At 37.1% G+C, this 15,947-nt stretch carries 13 protein-coding genes and 3 pseudogenes; 3 read left to right on the top strand and 13 right to left on the bottom strand.

Features of this window, described 5'->3' with window-relative positions:
• Positions 1-195: 195 nt before the first annotated feature.
• Positions 196-759, top strand: coding sequence for an RNA polymerase sigma factor (locus tag E2R51_RS17010; protein ID WP_133378296.1), 564 nt, complete (start codon positions 196-198; stop codon positions 757-759).
• The gene (locus E2R51_RS17015) at positions 752-1,528 is read left to right on the top strand and encodes an anti-sigma factor (protein ID WP_240733127.1); all 777 of its coding nucleotides are present in this window, start codon (positions 752-754) and stop codon (positions 1,526-1,528) included. The genes E2R51_RS17010 and E2R51_RS17015 overlap by 8 nt, the downstream gene beginning before the upstream one ends.
• Positions 1,529-1,630: 102 nt before the next feature.
• Here the strand turns inward: E2R51_RS17015 and E2R51_RS17020 are convergent, their stop codons facing one another.
• From E2R51_RS17020 to E2R51_RS17040, 6 genes are all read right to left on the bottom strand, one after another.
• Positions 1,631-2,770 (bottom strand): nitric oxide synthase oxygenase, encoded by a 1,140-nt coding sequence (locus tag E2R51_RS17020; protein WP_133378298.1) that lies wholly within the window; start codon positions 2,768-2,770, stop codon positions 1,631-1,633.
• A 100-nt stretch (positions 2,771-2,870) separates the two neighbouring features.
• Positions 2,871-4,757, bottom strand: coding sequence for a ribosomal protection-like ABC-F family protein (gene abc-f, locus E2R51_RS17025; protein WP_133378299.1), 1,887 nt, complete (start codon positions 4,755-4,757; stop codon positions 2,871-2,873).
• Between the two features lie 132 nt (positions 4,758-4,889).
• Entirely contained in the window at positions 4,890-5,057 is a 168-nt protein-coding gene (locus tag E2R51_RS20100; RefSeq protein ID WP_306462132.1) for an RAxF-45 family protein, read from the bottom strand.
• Between the two features lie 141 nt (positions 5,058-5,198).
• Positions 5,199-6,044: a YitT family protein gene (locus tag E2R51_RS17030; protein ID WP_133378300.1), complete on the bottom strand. Its 846-nt coding sequence runs from the start codon at positions 6,042-6,044 to the stop codon at positions 5,199-5,201.
• A 148-nt stretch (positions 6,045-6,192) separates the two neighbouring features.
• Complete coding sequence (locus E2R51_RS17035; protein ID WP_165967256.1) at positions 6,193-7,059, bottom strand: DUF421 domain-containing protein; 867 nt, start codon at positions 7,057-7,059, stop codon at positions 6,193-6,195.
• A gap of 10 nt (positions 7,060-7,069) precedes the next feature.
• The gene (locus E2R51_RS17040) at positions 7,070-7,273 is read right to left on the bottom strand and encodes a DUF1657 domain-containing protein (RefSeq protein ID WP_165967257.1); all 204 of its coding nucleotides are present in this window, start codon (positions 7,271-7,273) and stop codon (positions 7,070-7,072) included.
• A 602-nt stretch (positions 7,274-7,875) separates the two neighbouring features.
• Here E2R51_RS17040 and E2R51_RS17045 point away from each other — a divergent pair.
• Entirely contained in the window at positions 7,876-8,790 is a 915-nt protein-coding gene (locus E2R51_RS17045; RefSeq protein WP_133378303.1) for a ferritin family protein, read from the top strand.
• A 76-nt stretch (positions 8,791-8,866) separates the two neighbouring features.
• On the opposite strand, the pseudogene E2R51_RS17050 reads toward E2R51_RS17045, so the two are convergent.
• From E2R51_RS17050 to E2R51_RS17080, 7 genes and pseudogenes are all read right to left on the bottom strand, one after another.
• Positions 8,867-9,085 (bottom strand): annotated as a pseudogene (locus E2R51_RS17050) (tunnelling fold family protein); the annotation flags it as partial.
• A gap of 44 nt (positions 9,086-9,129) precedes the next feature.
• On the bottom strand, positions 9,130-10,290 hold the full coding sequence (locus E2R51_RS17055) for a site-specific integrase (protein WP_133378304.1): 1,161 nt from the start codon (positions 10,288-10,290) through the stop codon (positions 9,130-9,132).
• A gap of 441 nt (positions 10,291-10,731) precedes the next feature.
• A pseudogene (locus E2R51_RS20040) lies at positions 10,732-10,863 on the bottom strand (hypothetical protein); the annotation flags it as partial.
• 134 nt (positions 10,864-10,997) lie between these two features.
• A complete protein-coding gene (locus tag E2R51_RS17065) occupies positions 10,998-12,704 on the bottom strand; it encodes a DnaA ATPase domain-containing protein (RefSeq protein ID WP_133378305.1) in 1,707 nt (568 codons plus the stop codon).
• An 87-nt stretch (positions 12,705-12,791) separates the two neighbouring features.
• Positions 12,792-12,848, bottom strand: a pseudogene (locus E2R51_RS20145) (Arm DNA-binding domain-containing protein); the annotation flags it as partial.
• 255 nt (positions 12,849-13,103) lie between these two features.
• Positions 13,104-14,510, bottom strand: coding sequence for a restriction endonuclease subunit S (locus tag E2R51_RS17075; protein WP_133378306.1), 1,407 nt, complete (start codon positions 14,508-14,510; stop codon positions 13,104-13,106).
• Positions 14,497-15,936 (bottom strand): class I SAM-dependent DNA methyltransferase, encoded by a 1,440-nt coding sequence (locus E2R51_RS17080; RefSeq protein ID WP_133378307.1) that lies wholly within the window; start codon positions 15,934-15,936, stop codon positions 14,497-14,499. The genes E2R51_RS17075 and E2R51_RS17080 overlap by 14 nt, the downstream gene beginning before the upstream one ends.
• Positions 15,937-15,947 lie beyond the last annotated feature (11 nt).

The raw sequence follows: 15,947 nt of genomic DNA on the forward strand, positions 1-15,947 counted from the left end.
GCATTTGATACTAAAAAAAACCAATTTTACTGTTATTTTTAGTTTGGCACAGTTTCTCAAAGGGTATAACAGTTTATTTTTTAATTAAAAAGTGATCTAACTGCACTTCTTTTCCGTTTACTAAGTAAGTAAATTGTCAACGCCCTTTTGGTAAAGTATGATTGAGGTATCTTATTTTCAGTAAAGGAGTTTGCTATGTCGGAACCTCATGATATCGAATTGTATAAACGACTGGTCCAACAGGACAAAATGGCTTTAGAGACTCTTTATAATCGATATGAAAAACTGATTTACTCCTTCTCATACCGAATGACAAAAGATCCAAAGCTTGCTGAAGAGGTAGTCCAGGAAGTATTTATGAAGCTCTGGAAAACCCATGCTGTATATTCAGAAGAAAAAGGCAAATTCTCTTCATGGCTTTTGACAATGACTCGCAATATGGCCCTGGATTTGATTAGAAAGCAATCAAAGCGGCCTACAGTCGAGTATGAAGAGCGTGATTCTTTGCAGGAGGCATCTGAAACGCCTGAAGTAATGCTTGAAGAAAAAGAGCAAACCAGGCTTGTTCGGCGAGCTGTTACGAAACTAAAAAAGGATCAGCAGCATATAATCGAATTATTTTACTTCCAGGGGCTTACCCACGAAAAGATCGCTGATCGGACCGGGCTTCCTCTCGGAACGGTTAAAGGAAGGATACGATTGGCACTCAAGCATCTTAAGACCCACATTCATGAGGAAGGAGGAAATGTCAGTGGCTAACCATACGGATCAGTGCGATAAAATTATTGATTATTTTAATGGTCATTTAACAGAGGAAGAAAAAGATTCATTTGAGCTGCATCTGGCTAATTGTTCAGAATGCCAGGCTGAACTGGCAGAATGGAATGCATTAATTGATGAACTTCCTTATGATTCCGAACCAGTAAGCCCGCCAGAAGGCATGAAAGAACGCATTTTAGGCAATCTATTTGAAGACTCTGATCAGGATAGCGATAAAAATGAAAAACCAGTTTTACCGATCGCTCCCATCCAATCGGATAAAAAGACAGTAAAGAAAAAAAGCCGGCCTTCAAAATGGATGGTTCCAGCAGCTGCTGCTCTTCTTCTTTCACTTGGTGGCAACTTCTTTTTATATAATGAATTGCAGGAGCAATCAGCCCAATTAGGACAGTCTCAGGATACGATTGATGAACTGCTCCAATTCGTCACATTAACCCCTGCAGATGAAGGCGGCAACGCTGCCGGCACAGCTTCAATTGTACGAAACGGCTCTGAAGTAAATGTGGTTATTAATGCATCCTCCCTAGGGCCTCTTAATGAAGATGAAGTATATCAGGTCTGGTTAATTGAAGGTGAAACTCCTCAGAGGGCAGGTACCTTTAAATCCAGTGAAACAGGTGAAGGCACCGTAGTATTTACTCTCGATAACTTTAATCCTGATCAATGGAACCAAATTGCTGTTTCCCATGAACCGGACGCATCGAGTGAGACACCTGAAGGAAGTGTAGTGTTAAGCTCTGAACTCTAAACAAAAAAGAAGAACTCAAATTTGAGTTCTTCTTTTTTATTGGCTTTGTTAAACGTGGCTGTTGATCTCTTTCCAATTAACAGTTCCCACAGAGATTTTTTATTAATACTGAGATAAAAAAGGACAGGATCCTTCCTTTAATTGCACTGGATTATTCTGAAAAAATGAAGGCTGATAAAAAAAGTTTGGTGATTTCCAGGTATTGTTATAGGTGTTATGAAAAATATGGGAAGAAGCAGGAGATAATGGCGGGATAAGCCACGTCCAGTCTCCGGTTACTTCTCTCCCCTCCACTTTTTCTTTTTCTTCAAATAACGAGAACTGATTACTTGCTGTATGATGATCCACCATACTGACCCCAGCTTCTTTAAATGAAGTTAATACCGCATAATTAAGCTCAATTAAAGCACGGTCCTTCCATAAAGTTGACTGGTACTCAGTGGATAACCCCATCTTTTCTGCTACCTTTGAAAGCTCATTATAGCGGTTTTCATCAGCAAAATTTCGCGCACCTATCTCTGTTTCCATATACCAGCCATTAAAAGGTGCAGCAATATACTCAATACCGCCAATTTCAAGCTTCATTTCTGAAATAATTGGCACTGCATACCATTTTAATTCCAGCTCGCTTATTGGATAAACAGGGTGGGTAATTTGCACTTCCTTAATAATTGAAGATGGCAGTTCAAAATAGTATGGCGTTTTTCCCTCTAACTGTACTACGAGCGGAAGAATATCATATTTTGTCCCCTTCCCTTCCCATCCTAATGACCTGCAATAATGGGTAAAAGGTACGGAATGTGGATCCCCTATTATTTCTTCATTATCCGCCGTGTATCCGGCATACCTGATTAATTGATGATTATAGATTCGCACCGGATCTCTGTTATTCTGGCGAGGAGCAAAGATGGTTATCGCTGATCTAATCTTCCCGCCATTTGTTGCATATTCTATGTGATTTATAAGTGCTTCTTCAACGCTGCTTTCTGTTTTCGCCTCTCTCGCGTCAAACACATGCAGGCTATTCCAGAACAATCGCCCAATGCACCGGTTGCTGTTACGCCAGGCTGCCCGGGCGCCGTATTGAAGCTCTTCTGTTGTATGATTATAGCTGCCAAGTTCAGTAATACTTTGTTTTACTTCCTGTATCCTTCTTTCACAGGACGTTTGATCAAGACCCGTTTCATTATAAAATTGGCGAATAAATTCTTCTGCTTTTTCAATTAATATGTCTTGTGTCATATAAATTGTCCTTTTCCTTATGCGTATTATGACTCTGGGTATATAATAACACGATTCGACAATTAATATGAATATAGACGGCACAAGAATGTGAAATCAATTATGAATATAGACGGTATACTTTTTCGTACTCGCTTTCCAGCGCTACTTTTTGATTGTACAGCTGCTGCAGGTGTTCCGCACTCTTTTCTTCTAAAAGTTCCCTCTCTACTTTAGCCAATTCTCTTTCAATTTCTTCAACTTTTCCCAGCCATATTTCCTCATTTATTTCCTCGGAAATAGTGCTTCTCTGGTCTGATGTTTTTTTACTTTTGTTTCTTACAGGGTCAGGTTTCGCCGACTCAGAAGTACGTTTGACCTGTTGCTGCTGTCTTTTTTCATTGGCCCAATTAAATGTTCCTTCATAAGTTGTAATAGACCCATTTTCGAGCCAGCCGATCCGGTTAAAAAGCTTGTTTAGAAAATACCGATCATGCGATATAGCCAGGATGGTGCCTTCAAATTCTGCTAATGCTTCTTCCAGCACTTCCTGACTTTCTATATCCAAATGGTTTGTCGGCTCATCCAGCAAAAGCAGATTGCAGGTCTGGTGCATCAGTACGGCCAGACGAAGTCTCATCCGTTCTCCTCCGCTTAGTCCTGAAACTTTATTAAAGACATTTGCACCATAAAATAAAAATTTAGCTAATATATATCTTGCTTCTGCTTCACTCATATCGATTTCATCTCTGAATAAATCAATCACCCGGTCTTCCTCTTTAAAAACAAGAGCATGCTGAGCTAAATATCCGATCCGGCAGCTGCTGCCAATTTTTACAGTGCCTGTATCCGGCAGCACTTCTTTTACAATCATCCGAAGAAGAGTGGTCTTGCCTGAGCCGTTGCTTCCTACTATGGCATAACGATCCTGATGGTAAACTTGAAAATTAACATTATGAAAAAGGAATTTATCTTCGAAACCTTGGGATACTTCTTTGAACTCAACGACGTCTTTCCCGCTTCTGCCGCCTGTATCAAAAGCTAGATTCATTTTTTTAGCTTCCAAAACAGGTTTTTTTAATCTTTCAATTCTGGCTAAAGCCTTTTCCATACTTTTTGCCTTTCGGAATAGCTTTTCATTAGGAGGATTTGCCTCGTTTGCCCATTGTCTCAAGCGTTTGATGGCTTCCTTCATTTTTTTGATTTTTTTCTGCTGTTCTTCGTATGCATGAAACTCCTGCATCAGCTTTTCTTCTTTTTTGGTGAGATATTCGGTGTAACTGCAGGGATAGACAGTTAATTCCCCATCCTCTAAATCTGCGATATCAGTAACAACCTCATCTAAAAAATAGCGGTCATGGGAGATGACCACAAGGGCCCCAGAATAGTTTTTTATAAACTGTTCCAGCCATTCAATCGACTCTAAATCAAGATGGTTTGTTGGCTCATCCAGCAGCAATAAAGAAGGCTTTTGCAAGAGCAGCAGCGCCAGACCAAGCTTTGTTTTCTCTCCTCCGCTCATTTGCTCGAAGGTACGGTTTTTCAAATGTTCGATTTGAAGGCCGTTAACAACTGCGTTAATCTTTGACTCAACTTCATAGCCTCCCCTTTGTGCAAATGTTTCTTGAAGCAAACCATACTCCTCGGCTAAACGGGACAGGGCAGATTCATTTTTCTCATTAGTCAGCTCTATTTCAATGGAATGGAGCTTTTCCTGTATGGCTAAAAGATCGCGAAATGCCGATTCCAAATATTCTTTTCCTGCTGTTTGTCCTGCTGCCGTTGGAATTTGAGCCAGTGAACCAATCTGACAATTTTTTTGCTTTGTAACGTTTCCTTCTGTTGGCTCTTCCATACCGGAGATAAGGTTAAATAAAGTCGTTTTTCCACTCCCGTTTCTTCCTACTAATCCGATCCGTGCATTCTCTTTGATAGTAAATGAAATATTATCAAAAATTGTTGTATCGCTATATTCTTTTTTCACTTGGTTTAATTGACAAATAATCATATTGTTTTCCTCCCAATCATAAGTTGAGAGATCTCTTGTTTTACAGCAATAAAAATAGCCGCAGGGAATCATTATCCCTACAGCTACTTAAATAGAGCAAGCAAATTAGTATGCTTCGGACATACTGCTGCACTATTTTGATCTTTCCTGAGGTGATAAGAGATCTCTGAATGAAGTTGAATTCGTACATTGGCTAAAAAAGGGCATACTTATCCCTTTAAGCGTAAATGCATGAAAAATCCCACAGCAAATTGTAATAAATGTTAAAAATGCTGTGAATAACATCAACTCATTACTCATCTCTTTTCACCTCCCTTTCCGTTCCATCTAAAATATGATCTCATTATAATGAATATTCCCATAAAACACAATATATTATTCGGATCATCTATAGGGAGTATTAAAAAAATAAAAAAACCGTATTGTCTTTTGACAACACGGTCATGCTAATCGTTTGAAATTCTGGCCAAGGATTTCATTCATATTATGGACAGTAATAAAAGCTTTTTCATCTTGTCTGCCTACATAATTTTTTAATTTGGATAAGTCTTTTCTGCCAAGAATCGTTGTGATAACTTCTTTTTGTTCATAATTAAATGCACCCTTAGCAGTATGAATCGTTGCACCGCATCCAAGTTCCCCTACAATAAAGGCACGGATGAGGTCACTTTCCCGGCTGATGATAACCACTTCTTTATTTGCATTAAATTGCTGAAGCGTATAATCGATCATTAATCCATTTAAAATGACACCGAAGAATGCGTACATGCCAATTTGCGGTCCAAATAATAATACAGAGGACAAAGCAACAGCCAAATCGGAAAACAATACGGCCCGTCCAATTTCAATTCGAAAATATTTATTGATGATCATTGCAATAATATCTGTACCGCCAGTTGAAGCTTTTTGATTAAATACAATCGCCATGCCGATCGCTGCGATACATTGACCAATAATTAACTGGATTAAAATATCATCACTTAGTGGTCCAGTAAGCGGAGCCAGCCATTCCAGAAGCCAGACATATCCTGACAGGGCAAAACTGGTGTAGACTGTCTTAGCGCCAAATTGAAAGCCTAAAAAAGCGATTCCCAAAGCAAATAATACAATGTTAACTAATATCATAAACAAACCAATCGACATTCCGGGGAAAAGTGTATTTAATACAATGGACATTCCGCTCACGCCCCCAGTCGCCAGACTATTAGGTGAAAGAAAGAAATGTACATTGATCGCAACAAAAAGTGCTCCGATATTCATCCATAAAAAACTCATAACCTTATTCATACGAAATGCCTCCTCATGCCGTTTTTTTATAATCACAAGACCGCATTATACGCATGTGGGACGGGCATGTAAAGGAGTTATGGCTGATGCAGAATCGTAGATGAATTCAGTTATTTTTCATCATACATACAAATGATTTTTTATACACTTATTGGTTTAAACTCTTTAGGTCATGCTGAACTTTTTTTAGTTTTTCACTGTTTTTTTGATACAGCAGCATGCCTTCCTCTGCCTGTGATGCCAGCGAAAACAACTCCAAATCAGCCTGGCAGCGGTTGAGTAATGCAGTAAGAATCTGATCCTTTGCTGCTGTGGGGTGCTGTATAACATGATCATATAAATCCACAGTCAGTTGACCAGCTGAATCCACTTGTCCGATAAACACATCTTGCATCACTCTGCTCTGTTTAGCCAGCTCCCCTTTCACCCATTCTTCATTTTTTCCGATTGAATTCAGGGCCTGACCCATGACAACACCGTCCATAATGATGGTACATGGTTCCTTCATATAAGGGACGGTTATGTTAAGATCCTCCGCCGTGAGAGGCTGTTTCTCTTTTTTCAGCAGAATATTCAAATCTCCAGTAGGCTCCAGTATCGCGAATTCTACATCTGACAGCTGAAATACATCTTTCTTTCGCAGCAGTTCCATAAGCTCATCTACCGTATAGCGTTCCTTTTTTAAGCTGTTTTCAATGACATTTCCGTTTTGAATAAGGACGGTTCCTTTTCCCTCTAGAAAATCTCTCAGTTTTTTGCTCTTCATCGAAAGCTTATCTCCTATTATAGGAAGAACCACAAAAGCACAAATGCCGATAACTCCATGAATAAAACTTCGATCCAGACCCGTAATTACTTCAGCCCCAATACTTCCGATTGTTATTCCAATTACATATTCAAAAAATGAAAGCTGAGAGATTTGTTTTTTCCCTAACCATTTCGTGACTAAAAATAGGGCCGCAAGCATCATGATAGCCCTGCTGACTACGATTAACCATTCTGGCATTGCCATCACACCACATTTCTTAATTCGATTTTGACGGTACCGGTGTTTCCTCTATTCTTATTAAACGATCTTTTATATCATTAATGACTTCACTTACTGTCAGCATGGAATCATGATAGACTTTCTTTTCTTTAATATTCGTGGTTTTCAGCGATAGATCCGCCAAACTGTTTTCTACTTTTTTCAAATTTACTAAACAAGCCCTGATATCAGCTGCTTTCATAGTATTCACCTCGATTGTAAGTCCTGATATGTACATTATGATAACCACATCTTAAAGTTATTCACTTTTATTGAGGATTTGCTGAAATCATCTGAAGTGTTAAATCTGCCTAACGAAAAAAAGAGTGTCTCCTAAAAAAGGTCACTCTGCTCCTCTGTGCGGGTTCTACACTTCAATTCAGACTTTCTACATCCCGCGCGTGACGTTCTACACCACAAACCATCACTTCTACGCTTTGCGCCAGACCTTCTACATTTCCCGGACGGACTTCTACATTTCCCGGCTTCCCCCCTTTACATGGATAGCTTCATAAACTTATTCAGATGCACTCATTGAGATTCACAACTTGTTTGTTTTTTTCTTTAAGTGCTCCTGCATCAGCTGAGGGTTCTACACTACAATTCAGCCCTTCTACACCCCGCGCGTGACATTCTACACCACAAACCATCACTTCTACACTTTGCGCCAGAACTTCTACATTTCCCGGAATCACCATAAATGAATTTCACATAACGCTAAATCTTCGTTTTGACATCGCACGCACACCAATCTTCAAAAAACATAAGATAACAATAAAATTGAACATCGGAGGACAATGAACAATGTATTTTAATCAATATTCTACTTATCAAAATCAATATTTTAATGAATATTTTCGCATAAACAATGACAGACAGCTTATTGACGATATTCAAAAAGCCATTAATGCTGAGTATAGTGCTATTGCCTGTTATGAAAAGTTAGCCAAAATAGCACCTACAGAGAATGAAAGGAACAAAATCCTTAATATACAAACAGATGAAAAACGTCATCTTGAAGAGTTCAGCAGAATTTATACAAATTTAACAGGGATGCAGCCAACATATAAAGTAACTGAGGAATGTCCTGATAACTATAGGGAAGGAATTGAGTTCGCTTATAAAGATGAGCAGGAAGCTGTGGATTTTTACTTAGATATAGCTGATAAATCTCAGGATGCAGTTCTTATTAATCGATTTCGCCGTGCAGCTGCAGATGAGCAAAATCATGCTGTATGGTTTTTGTATTTTCTTCATAAACCAGATCTATCACCCACAACCCGGCAAATTGAAAATTATGGTGCTCAAGGGGCATTAAGTTCTTCTACATTGTCTATCCCCCAAATGCTCACTTATGCCCTTCAAGACGAGTACTTAGCACAGGCAAGATATAATAATATCCTAGGGAATTTTGGATATATTCGTACATTTGCACAAATCCAAGAAGCGGAATTAAGACATATAAGTGCTCTATTACCCCTTTTTGAACGCTACCAAGTGCCTGTACCTGCAGATATATCACCGTCATTGGTTTCAACACCAGAAAACATTAAAGCTGCCTATGCCGCTGGCGTTCAAGGAGAGATAGACAATATCGCTATGTATGAAAGGTTTTTATCATTTGAAATCCCTGCCGATGTGAGAACAGTGTTTTCACAACTTCGTAACGCCTCCTTGAATCATCTTGCTGCTTTTGAAAGAGGTCTGGCCAGGGATTAAGCTTTTCTTGTTTGAACATTATCTTATTGTATAAAAAAACGTTTCTTACAAAAGTGTAAGAAACGTTTTTAAAGGTTTACCGATTATCCACCGTCTCCGGATACATATCATGATTCATTAAACGATGATAAGCCATTTCCTCATATTTCGTCCCAGGCTTGCCGTAGTTAGTATACGGGTCAATGGAGATGCCGCCTCGTGGCGTGAATTTCCCCCATACTTCAATGTAGCGAGGGTCCATCAGTTCGATGAGGTCGTTCATGATGATGTTCATGCAGTCCTCATGGAAGTCGCCGTCTGTAACCCCAGTTATATCAAGAGTTTAGCGGCTGCATTTATTTACTGGTCACTATTTTGGTCACTGCCCTTGAACAATTCATCAAACGTGCCAGCCGCTTCAAGCTGCATCGATGGTAAAACGTGACTATATGTGTTCAATGTCACCGTTACATTCTTGTGACCAAGCCGCTCTTGAATGATTTTTGGATTTACTTTATTTGCCATCAAGAATGTAGCATGTGTATGTCTGAGATCATGAAGACGGATTTTTGGAAGTCCCAATTGTTCGACGGTCACTTTGAAAGCTCGTCTAAAGTTATTCGGATGCACCCAGCTTCCGTTTTTCGTACATACCACTAAATCGTATGGAAGGTATTCATCTGCCAATACCGTTCTTTCCCGAAGAAGGCACTTATAATGTGCTTTTAGGCTGCTCAGAAGAGCGTCAGGGACATAGACAACTCTCAAAGCGGCATTGGTCTTCCCTTCATTGACAAAGCCATACACGTTATCCTCGTCGATCTTACTAAGTGTTTGTCGAATGAAGATTCGTTTACCTTTAAAGTCAATGTCACTCCAACGCAAGCCAAGAACCTCACCCATTCGCATACCTGTCTGAGTGGAAATACTGAAGCCGATAAAGTGTCTTGTTAAGTTCAATACTCGCTGAGGAGCGCCTAAAAACAACATCATCTCATCCGCTGTCCATACCCGAAGCTTTTTCGGCATTCTTGGCAATGAAATATCGTCTAACATTGACTTGTTTAAGATGCTTTTTTGAGAAGCCTTATAAAGGACTTCTGCCACAATGCCATAAGCAGCTCGGATTGTCGCTGGAGACAGCTTACGTTCTTTGTGGAGCGTCTGGATATAAGTCTGGATGATTTGCTCACTAAACTCACCCATCTGTACATCCCCGATATACGGAACAATGTTATAGCGGATTTGTTCTTCATAATTTTGAATCGTACTCGACTTTAATTTGATCTTCTTTGCTTCAAACCACTGAGCAAGATACTTGCTAAAAGGAAGCTTTGCCACACTCAATTCTTTCACTTCACTAACCTCAATCTGAAGTTTTGCGAGAGCTAATTTTGCCTCATGTTTTGAATCAAAACCTCTTCGCTTCAGCTGCTTTCTTTTTCCAGTCATGGGATCTTTCCCAGTGTCTAACACAAAAAAATACTTACCTGTTTTCTCATCTTTTTTTATTACTGTCATCACTATCACCTGTATTTCACAGGGAGGTGATTAGGAATCTGCTTAATAGTATTTTAATAACGTTATGATTAAATGTCTATCATTGTTGGTAATTTCTCTTCTAACCCTATTATACACTTCTTATTAATCCTCGTTATTTACTAAAAAAAGGAGTTTTCAAGATCCTTAAAATCGTCTTAAAGTTGTCTTAATATTTTATAATTCCTATTGTGTTCGAACCAGCGACCTCTATCCTGTCAAGGTGGCGCTCTACCAACTGAGCTACGGAATCAAAGAACTTAATGGAATTATTCAAATCAATAGCTACCAATTGGTCACCTGCTCGTGACCAATCTGCGACCAAAGTTTCCGCTTCCTAAGCCAATTGTATAAAGTTTTCCTTTAAATTGATTTTACAAATAAAAAAGAGCCAAACCTCATTAAAGCAAGACTTGGCTCTTTTTAGATTGATGTGTAGCTCATGTCTTTTTCTTCAGGCTTGTCTGCTACGACTGCTTCTGTTGTTAGGAAGAGTGCTGCGACAGATACTGCATTTTGAAGAGCGTAACGAGTTACTTTTGTCGGTATTATTACGTTTCATTAGTTTCTAGGAAGATACAGACGACTACTTCACAATTTGTTGTGTACCTTCTAATTTTAAAGTGGTTAAAGGAAACAGTAAACTAAACTGTTATCGTTTTTTAATAAATCCTATAGATTTTTATACTTTATTTTCTAGTAGCCGCCTCTTGAATAGGAATAGAACTTTCATATCTCTCCCAGCAATTCGTACATAGACTTTGTTTAAGAAACGCAGGATGACTAGTATCAATTACATTATTACACTTATCACAGATTAACCCTTCACCTACTTCTAAACGATGCTTTGAAAAAATCTCATCACTTAGAGCAATCCTTCGTATTTCTCGATAATTATCAATTACCTCAATATCATCCGCAGTCTTTGTATCTAGTTGATTAGTTGTATAGTTATTATTTGTAAAGCATCCATAGTCAATGGAGTACACATCATAAACTTCCCCTTTTATGTCTTGGTGAGAATAACCTCTCTTCCTTAAGTGAATAACCCTTAAATCAACTAAAGTTTGGAGATATTTATTTGAAAAGTATTTTTGGGAAATAAGACAATGAGTAACTTTCTTCTCTCTTAAAACATAATCTATGATATGGTCCAAAAGCTTTTTTGCATTCGGTTCATTGTCGATACGATTTTGTTTATCAACACTATACCATTGTTGTGTTGCTTTTCTTATATTGTGAACTGAAACCTTTTTATCACTATGATTGGATATGAACTCTTCATACGCACTGATAAATATATTTAAGAAATCTCTTGATACACCGGCACTTCCAATTAATATTTCTCCCAACGCTTGATGAGTAAAAAATTCACCGATAAAATTTATTCTTGGTTTTGCATTTTTTTCTGAGAAGTATATACCGTGCAGTTCGGGATAATGCTTAGACAAATGCTTAAATAATAACTCATTAAAGTAGTCTTTTGTAGCGTCTTCATTTAGTTCATATACATACTTATTATCCAAGTCATTTCCAAAGATATCTCCACCATCTTCAAGTCCAAACCTTGAATCGTTGTCATCTATCATTAGTCTTGTTCTAAACTTTATCGCTCCTATTTTTAACTTAATGGAACTAGATACAAAAGCAATCTTTAGTAGATGAGAAAGATATGGCTGCGTGCTAATATCTATTTCAGACCACTCATCTAACATTAAAATAATGTTGTTCAGACTTAAAATTCTAACGATATTATTTAGTATCTTAGTCAATTCACCAAAGGATATAAATTTAATGCCGTTCTCTTGTGCCTTTTTCGTGTTTTTAAATTCAGGTTTTATTCTTGCACCAGTTGTTGAAAAGTCTCCTACTAAAGCTTTTACCGATTCTGAGTCAATTGAGAACTCACCTTGTTTCATGAATTTGTTACCATTTAATACAATATTTAATTCTTTCAAGTGACTTGATAATTCATACCTTATTTGATTAACTTGAAAATTTTCAAGATGACTTAACGGATTTACAATAAACTCAAATTCCTCTACTATATGCTCAACTAACATTTTAAGTATATTTTGAAAGTATACTAAAGCATTCAACTTTGGATTATTGGCAAATGTTTCTTCAAAAGTTGAAGTGTTTCGCAAATCAATATAAACAGGATAGATTCTCTTGTCGTACATCTCTTGATACAAAAGCTCTTTGAGGGCATTAAGTAAATGAGTCTTACCTGTTCCCCTTCTACCGTAAATGACCTGATTTTTAATATTATTAACTGTGGTCAGTACATTACTTCCAGCATATAATTCTAAATAATCTTCTTTTATGTCTTCTGATCTTAGGACATTAGATAATTCATTAACAGCAGTTCTCATTTTCGTGCTATTTAATTCCAAATCTATTTCCCCCCACCGTTTTTCACGTATTACAAGAATAACAGAAAAACATATATTTGACAAAATTTGCTTGTTAGAAAATGTTGCTTCCTTTTTTGTCTCAAATCCTCTTCTGTGTAACCGCTTTCTCTTCCCGCTTTGCAAGTCTTTATGATGCTGAACGGTTCGGTTTATCTCAACTTCCTCAGCTAAGAGGTAGGATTTGAAAATCTCTTCAGCTATATTGTAAATTAAAAACCTGTATAATACCCCAATCTGCTTTATTATTCCTTCTCCTATAAACGAAAAGGCGAGAATTTTTTTCGCCTTTTATATAAATTCTTATTTTTAAAATTCCTTTGACCACCACCTTAGATGGGCGGTGATCATCTAGTTAGCCATGCTCTATTTACCGATGAACTATTTTACTTGTTCTTGTAACACTTGTTTCAACAAATCAATTGCATCTTCTTCATTTGGGTCATTAGTTCCCAGTTCCCCCCGAAAGGCTTTAGATAAGATTGATTGTTTTAGTAGAGCCAGAGTATTTTGTGTTATTTTGATATCACTTAGTATACATTCATTATCTTTCATGTACTTATCTAGTATTTCAACAATTTTAACTTGTTCGTCATAAACGGGTACTGGTATTTTTAATTCCTTAAAAATTTTTAAAGTGATTTTTTGTTGTGCAACACCCTTACTTTGTTTTCTAATTTGATTTTGGATAAATGGTGATTTGATAGCATACATCACGTATCTATTGTTAACAAGTTTATTATTAGCTCTGAATTTTATACAGTCAGCAGTAATTATAGCTTTGCCAAAAGAATCTGGTAGTATATCAGAATCTCCAGGTGGATCACCCATTTTAGTTATTAAAACGTCACCCGAATTCACCACATGAGGCTTTAATTCAATCGCCTTATCTACAGAAACAAACTTTTGTTCTAACTTATAATTCAAGCTTCTAATATTCCTTACAAAAATTAAAGGAATACCTTCTGTTGTATAATCTGAAACTTTTAAATTGCTTCCAAAAGGACCAATGGCAAGTGAATATTTTTCATCGGCAGCTATTGATTGAAAATTTGTTACTACCCAATTTTTAGGGATATTAAATGATAAACTAGCATTCAAGGGAGTAATATCATTATTCTTAATATTATGATTAACTCTCCACTTCTTCGTCAACTCCCCCCGAAACGCTTTATCCAATATAGCAGCCCTGCGAAGTTCAAACGATTCCTTTGCTTCTTCAATTAATTGCTTTGCTTCATCTATTTTACTTAGAAGACGTTCAACTTTGTTAGCAATACGTCTTTGTTCATTGATAGGTGGTAGGGGGAAAGGAATATCTTCTATGTTTTTCTTTGAAATTTGTTTGAATGTTGTTCCAGTACTAATCGTATTTAAATAGGGGTGTATTGTATCAATGTAATATCTCAATAATTTTGTATTAATATTGAGAGACTTAATTCCTGCTACGCCTCGTCCCAAACAATATTCACCATCTGAGATATTTGTTTTTCCAATAGTTGCTCTTATCGAGATTATTAATTCGTTCTTAGTAGTTATTTTTGTTGCTTTCTTCGTGTATCTACTTACCATTGGAAAATCTTTACCCATGTCAGCTGGTCCCCCTACTAGAGGAATGTAGCATGATTCTTCTGTTGTAAATTCCCCTTTAGGTGATTGTCCCATATTAATTTCAAATAGAAATTTTAACTTTGTCCATATCCAATTATTAGGAATATCATATGGCTGTTCTTCAGCAAGTATTATTGATTCTACTAACATTTCTTTTCTATTTTTACTCTTTACCATAGCTATTCACCTTAACTTCTTCAGTTTCACGCAGCTCATCAACAATTTCATTCAATAATCCCATCGCTTGTTGAAGTTTTAATATAGTTTCTTCAGCTGACTCAATAGGATCTGGCAGATTTTCATAAGACGAGAGAGAGTCATCAGCAACCAATCCAATATCTAAACTATCATTCCTCTTTAAAATATCTTCTCTAGTAAATTTATTCCATCGGTTATCTTCAATTTTTGAACGATTTTCTGCAACAAATGCTTTCATGAAATCTTCAAAATGAGCCATGGTTAATTGATTCCGTTTACCAAATGAAGACATATTTGTTCTTAGATCATACACCCAAACATCTTTAGTATTGCCTTGATCTGTTTTTTCTCTTGTAAAAAACAATACATTTGTTTTAACACCCTGCGCATAGAAAATACCAGTTGGTAATCGTAAGATAGTGTGCAGATTACATTTATTCATTAAATCACGACGAATTTGCGCACCTATCCCGCTCTCAAATAACACATTATCAGGCAAAACAACCGCTGCACGAGCTTTTCCATCATCCTTCAAGGAATTATAAATCAGCTGTAAGAAATTCAACTGCTTGTTGGATGTTTCAAACGTTAAATCATCTCGAGACACACGTTCTCCACCTTTTTTTGTACCAAATGGAGGATTTGTCAAAATTACATCAAAATTCTTCATCCATTTTCCGTTACTCGATAAAGAATCCCCGTTCTCCATTCGTCCCTCAATATTATGGAGTAACGCATTCATAAGTGCTAAACGGTGTGTGCCTTTTACAAGCTCCATTCCACTAAATGCTTCTTTCTTTTGGAATTCCGCTTCTTGTGGGTCAAGGTCAAAATAATCATCTGTTTTATTTTTCAAATACTGGTCAGCTGAAATCATAAAGCCTAATGTTCCTGCAGCAGGGTCATTACAACGTTCTCCTACTTTTGGATCAACGAGTTGAACCATTACGTCGATCAATACTCGAGGCGTGAAGTATTGTCCTGCTCCAGACTTGGTTTCACTCGCATTTTTCTCGAGTAATCCTTCATATAGATTACCTAACCCTTCTTCTTTAGCACTGTACCAATCAAGTGCATCAATTGATTTAATGATTTTTTCTAAGTTTTTAGGCTCTTCAATACTCGTTGCTGCATCACTATAAATCAAACGAAGTCTTTCATTTTCACTGCTACCTAGCTCTAATAATAATCGTTGATAGAAGGTTTTTAGTTCAATACCTTCTTTTGTTGTAAGGTCATTCCAACGATACCCTTCTGGTATAACTTCCTCTGTTTGTTGCTCTTTCATCATTTTTAAAAATAATATATAAGTTAACTCTGTTACGTATTGTTGATAAGTAATTCCATCATCACGTAAAACGTTACATAAATTCCATAGCTTTTGTACGATCTCTTGGTTGTTCATAAAATGCCTCC

The organism is Jeotgalibacillus sp. S-D1 (assembly GCF_004358665.1).
GTDB lineage: Bacteria > Bacillota > Bacilli > Bacillales > Jeotgalibacillaceae > Jeotgalibacillus.